Below are 4,028 nucleotides of genomic sequence, written 5' to 3' on the forward strand. Positions count from 1 at the left end.
GCCTCGCCTTCGGCCCCCGACACCGCGGCCGAACCGGGGATCAACTCCTCCAGGATCTCGCCGCCGTCGGCCGCCCCGCCGAGCTGGGCGGCGACCGCCACATAGGGCTGGGCGACGTCCAGCCCGCAGGTCCGCATCCGGGCGGCGACCTCGGCGGGCTCGGTGACGGACTGGTCGAGCAGTTCGGCCATCAGCCGCCGCTCGACCTTGCGCCCCTCCTCCAGCCTGGCCCGCTCCAGCGCGGCGAGCGCGGCCAGCTCGTAGGCCGACTCGCGCACCTCCTCGGCGACGTCCACGAGCTCGCCCGCGCAGACCAGGAACCAGCCCGCCACCCGGTGCCCGGCCCGGGTGTTGATCGGCAGCAGGGTGTAGGGGCCGTCGACGACGGCGGGCAGCCGTTCGGCCGTCAGATAGTCGGCGGCCAGCCTGCGGGCCTGCGGCAGCGGCTCACCGGGGCCGACCACGATCCGTCCGGTCGGCGACAGCACCCAGCAGCCCCGGCCCAGCTCGGCGCGGGTCAGCGCGAACACCTCGGCCAGCCCCGAACCCTCGGCGACCGAGGAGATCAGCCGCCGGTGGCGGCCCAGCACCGTCGCCAGGCCGGCCGCGCGCTCGGCGGTCAGCCGCCGGGTGACGACCTCGCTGATCGTGCCGAACGAGATGTCCCTGGCGACCTCGATCAGCGGCAGCCCCCGTCTGCGGCACGCCTCGACGACCCGCTCGGGGATCTCGTCGTGGATCGACAGCCCGACGCCCAGGGCCGCCGCGCCCGCGTCGACCAGCTCGTCGACCAGCGCTTCGGGGTCCTGGCGGAGCCCGGGGCCGATCAGCCCGGTCAGCACCAGCTCGTTGCCCGACAGGTAGCGGCCGGTCTCCACCAGCTCGGTCAGATAGACCCAGCGGATGGGACGGTCGAGTGCCTGCTCACCCGTCCGCAGCCGGAGCCGCAGCTCACCGATGTCCAGAAGCTCCCTGAGTCGCACGTCACCCACGGTATCGCCCTCCGTTTGGAGAATCGTCCAAGGGATAATGGGTTTCCATGAACGTGAGCACGCGAGTCATCGACTCCACCACCGGGCGCGGAGCCGCCGGGCTGCCCGTCCGGCTCGACCGTTACGACGGCGGCTCCTGGGAGCCCGTCCACGAAGGGGAAACCGACACATCAGGCCGGGTTACGGACATCAAAACCGTGTCCGGAACCCATCGGTTCCGGTACGGATCCGGGGCCTGCTTCCCCGAGGGAACCGGCTTCCCGGAAGTTCAGGTGATCTTCTCGCTCTCTGTCGGACCTGCTGAAATGCGGCTCAACCTGGGCCCATACGCCTATTCCGCCCAGTTGGAGGTCGGATAATTGATCCGGAGCTTATTCGGGGAGACCAGAAACATGTCCAGTGCTGTGGATCGGTACTTTGAGCTGTCCGCGCGGAAGACGACCGTGGCCCGTGAGGTCCGCGGCGGCGTCACCACGTTCGTCGCGATGGCCTACATCCTGCTGCTGAACCCGATCATCCTCGGCGGGGCCGTCGACGTGAACGAGGCGAAGCTGTCGATCCCGCAGCTCACGGCGATGACGGCCCTGTCGGCGGCGATCTCGACCCTCCTCATGGGGCTGGTCGGGAACGCGCCGCTGGCCGTCGCGGCCGGACTGGGCATCAACGCGGTCGTCGCCTACCAGGCCGCGCCGTTCATGACGTGGCCGCAGGCGATGGGCCTGGTGGTGCTGGAGGGCCTGATCATCGTCCTGCTGTCCCTGTCGGGGATCCGGGAACGGATCATGGCGGCGATCCCGCAGCCACTGAAGTACGCGATCACCGCGGGCATCGGCTGCTTCATCGCGCTGATCGGCATGGTCGACGCGGGCTTCGTCAGCAAGGGCGCGGGCACCGTCGTCACCCTCGGCTCCGGCGGGCGGCTCGCGGGCTGGCCGGTCCTGGTGTTCGTCGTGACGCTGCTGCTGATGTTCGTGCTGTTCGTCCGGAAGGTCCCCGGGGCGCTGCTGATCAGCATCATCGCGGGCACCGTCCTCGCGGTGGTGCTCAACAGCGTCGCGACCATCGACCCGCGCTCCTGGGGCGTCGTCGTCCCCGAGGTGCCCAGCGCCCTGTTCGCGATGCCCGACTTCGGGCTGCTCGGCGAGTTCGACCTGTTCGGCGGGTTCGGCCGGGCGGGCTTCGTCACGGCGCTGGTCGTGCTGTTCACGCTGGTCCTGTCGGGCTTCTTCGACGCCATGGGCACGATCGTCGGCCTGTCGGAGGAGGCGGGGATCACCCGCGAGGACGGCTCGGTGCCGCGCCTCGGCCGGATCCTGTCGATGGACGGCCTGTGCGCCGCGGTCGGCGGCGTCACCTCCTCGTCCGCGAACACGGTGTTCGTCGAGTCGGCGTCCGGGATCGGTGAGGGCGCCCGCACGGGCCTGGCGAACCTCGTCACGGGCCTGCTGTTCACCGTCACCCTGTTCGCGGCCCCCCTCGCCGGCATGGTCCCCTCCCAGGCCGCCGCCCCCGCCCTGGTCATCGTCGGCGCCCTGATGCTGGCCCAGGTCGCCAAGATCGACTGGCAGGACCCCGAACTGACCATCCCGGTCTTCGTCACCATCGTCACCATGCCGTTCACCTACTCGATCACCACGGGCATCGGCGCGGGCGTCATCAGCTACGCCGTCGTCGTCTCAGCGCTGGGCCGTGCCCGCAAGCTCTCCCCCGCCCTCTGGCTGATCGTCGCCCTGTTCCTCGTCTACTTCACGATCGACCCGATCGAGCAGCTCTTCGGCGTCAGGTGACCGCGGCGTCGCCTTGGAAGGCCCGCCGGTCAGGACGGGTCGCGGTCGCGGGCCTCGGCGAGACGGGCGTGGAGGCGGTCCCTGATCTCCTCGGGGGTGTAGGCGCGGCGCTTGCGTTCCGAGCGGTAGACGACCGCACCGGTCGCCGCCACTCCGGCGAGGCCCGCCAGGCCCGCCAGCTTCCACCAGCTGATCCGCTTCATTTCGCCTACAGTACGAGAGATGACGGAGATCAGTCTCGGTAAGGCGGCGGAACTCACCAGGACGGGCGACATCTGGGTGTTCCGCGGCGACTCCCCCGCCGACCGCGCCATCCAGACGATGACCAACAGCCCCGTCAACCACGTCGGCATGGCCGTCGTCCTGGACGACCTGCCGCCGCTCCTGTGGCACGCCGAACTCGGACGCTCGCTGCGCGACCTGTGGACGGGCCAGTTCCAGCGCGGCGTCCAGCTCCACGACCTGCGCGAAGCGGTCCTGCAGTGGGGGAACCGGTACGGGCAGCGGGCCTGGCTGCGCCAGCTCGACCGGCCCGTGACGCGCGAGATGGAGGACTCCGTCCTCAAGACCATCGCACGGCTCGACGGCACCCCGTTCCCGTCCACGTCCCGGCTGGCGTCCCGCTGGCTCAAGGGGCGGGTCCCGCTGCCGAACCGGCAGCGCGACGTCGAGAGCGTCTACTGCGCCGAGGTCGTCGCCCTCACCTACGGCGCGATGGGGCTGCTGCCCAAGAACAGAAAGCCCAACTGGTACGACCCCGGCCGCTTCTGGAGCGGCGACGACCTGCACCTCGCCGACGGGTACGCCCTCGGCACGGAGATCGCGGTCGACCTCGCGACGGGCCCCGGCGATCACTTCGGTCTCAGCTAGGACACTCTTACCTGTGGGAAAGGCTTCTGGGCTTCAATGGAGATCGCACGCACTCCTTCCAGACCCACTCCCCCCAGCCAGGAAGGCACGACGAGGTGGCTTCACCCACCGGGCACGTCCTGATCGCCCCGGACAAGTTCAAAGGTTCCTTGACCGCCTCCCAGGTCGCCCGGCATCTGGCCGCCGGGCTCCGCCGTCAGCGCCCCGACCTCCCGCTGGTCTGCCTGCCCGTCGCCGACGGCGGTGACGGCACCGTCGAAGCGGCGATCGCCGCCGGTTTCGAACGGGTCACCGCGACGGTCGCGGGCCCCGTCGGCAACCCGGTCGAGGCCGCCTACGCGGTGCGCGGCGACACCGCGGTGGTCGAGCTCGCCGAGGC

The 4,028-nt window shown here is 70.6% G+C and carries 6 protein-coding genes; 4 read left to right on the plus strand and 2 right to left on the minus strand.

The genetic code is table 11. The features are described 5' to 3' along the window. Positions 1 to 983 (minus strand): PucR family transcriptional regulator ligand-binding domain-containing protein (locus ACYVE7_RS30550; RefSeq protein WP_460369587.1); only part of this gene is annotated, 983 nt, incomplete at its 3' end. A gap of 56 nt (positions 984 to 1,039) precedes the next feature. Between ACYVE7_RS30550 and ACYVE7_RS30555 the strand changes: the two genes are divergently transcribed. Then, the gene (locus ACYVE7_RS30555; RefSeq protein ID WP_460369589.1) at positions 1,040 to 1,351 is read left to right on the plus strand and encodes a hydroxyisourate hydrolase; all 312 of its coding nucleotides are present in this window, start codon (positions 1,040 to 1,042) and stop codon (positions 1,349 to 1,351) included. 33 nt (positions 1,352 to 1,384) lie between these two features. Next, positions 1,385 to 2,779, plus strand: coding sequence for an NCS2 family permease (locus ACYVE7_RS30560; RefSeq protein WP_460369591.1), 1,395 nt, complete (start codon positions 1,385 to 1,387; stop codon positions 2,777 to 2,779). A 29-nt stretch (positions 2,780 to 2,808) separates the two neighbouring features. Here ACYVE7_RS30560 and ACYVE7_RS30565 read toward each other — a convergent pair whose 3' ends face one another. Continuing rightward, positions 2,809 to 2,982 (minus strand): hypothetical protein, encoded by a 174-nt coding sequence (locus tag ACYVE7_RS30565; protein ID WP_460369593.1) that lies wholly within the window; start codon positions 2,980 to 2,982, stop codon positions 2,809 to 2,811. Between the two features lie 19 nt (positions 2,983 to 3,001). Here ACYVE7_RS30565 and ACYVE7_RS30570 point away from each other — a divergent pair, with 19 nt between their 5' ends. Continuing rightward, positions 3,002 to 3,649: a hypothetical protein gene (locus tag ACYVE7_RS30570; protein ID WP_460369595.1), complete on the plus strand. Its 648-nt coding sequence runs from the start codon at positions 3,002 to 3,004 to the stop codon at positions 3,647 to 3,649. A gap of 149 nt (positions 3,650 to 3,798) precedes the next feature. Beyond that, positions 3,799 to 4,028, plus strand: a 230-nt coding sequence (locus tag ACYVE7_RS30575) for a glycerate kinase (RefSeq protein ID WP_460369597.1), incomplete at its 3' end; no start/stop codon positions are given.

This window comes from Actinocorallia lasiicapitis, from assembly GCF_054778695.1.

Bases quoted from the DNA above. Each gene is read 5' to 3' on its own strand.
- ACYVE7_RS30555 (WP_460369589.1), top strand. From the start codon at position 1,040: ATGAACGTGAGCACGCGAGTCATCGACTCCACCACCGGGCGCGGAGCC.
- ACYVE7_RS30560 (WP_460369591.1), top strand. From the start codon at position 1,385: ATGTCCAGTGCTGTGGATCGGTACTTTGAGCTGTCCGCGCGGAAGACG.
- ACYVE7_RS30565 (WP_460369593.1), bottom strand. From the start codon at position 2,982: ATGAAGCGGATCAGCTGGTGGAAGCTGGCGGGCCTGGCGGGCCTCGCC.
- ACYVE7_RS30570 (WP_460369595.1), top strand. From the start codon at position 3,002: ATGACGGAGATCAGTCTCGGTAAGGCGGCGGAACTCACCAGGACGGGC.